Origin of the sequence: Nguyenibacter vanlangensis (assembly GCF_013376155.1) — a bacterium.
In the GTDB taxonomy this organism is placed as follows: Bacteria; Pseudomonadota; Alphaproteobacteria; order Acetobacterales; family Acetobacteraceae; genus Gluconacetobacter; species Gluconacetobacter vanlangensis.
The window spans coordinates 1-531 of sequence record NZ_JABXXP010001274.1; the positions used below are offsets into that span (position 1 = coordinate 1).

Consider the following 531-nt stretch of genomic DNA (forward strand, 5'->3'; position numbering starts at 1 on the left):
ACGGGAGGCGGGTCGCGGTTGCCGGTCGTCATGCTGCTGGGCGGGCTGGGCGGCGCGCTGGGCGCGTTCGGCCTGCAATCCTATGCCACGGTGGCGGCGTATCCGCTGGATATCGGCGGACGGCCGCATTTCTTCTGGCCGGCCTATATTCCCTTCGCGCTGGAGGCCGGATTCATGGGCGCCATGCTGAGCGGTTTCGCGGGCTATCTGGTCGCTGCCCGGCTGTTGCGCCTCTATGACCCGGTCGACGAAAACCCGTCCTTCCGCCGGGCGATGATCGATCACTGGTTCGTCGCGGTCGCGGCCCCCGACGACGCGGCGACAGCGCGGATCGCCGACCTGCTGGGCGCGGCAGGCGCGTCGAGCATCGAGGAATACGCGGCCGATACGCAACAGGCCGGTGTGCGAGAGGAGCGTCGGGAATGAGAGATCGGCGGCGCCTTCTGCTGGCCGTGCTCTGCCTGCTGCCCGCCGCCGGGTGCGACGACATGCGCCACCAGCGCAAGGTCCTGCCCTGGTCGGACGCGCGGG

The 531-nt window shown here is 70.2% G+C and carries 1 protein-coding gene; it reads left to right on the forward strand.

Annotation, left to right across the window (positions count from 1 at the left end; all coding sequences use genetic code 11):
• On the forward strand, positions 1–426 hold a 426-nt coding region (locus HUK84_RS22560), incomplete at its 5' end, for a quinol:electron acceptor oxidoreductase subunit ActD (protein WP_176642083.1).
• Positions 427–531: the final 105 nt, after the last annotated feature.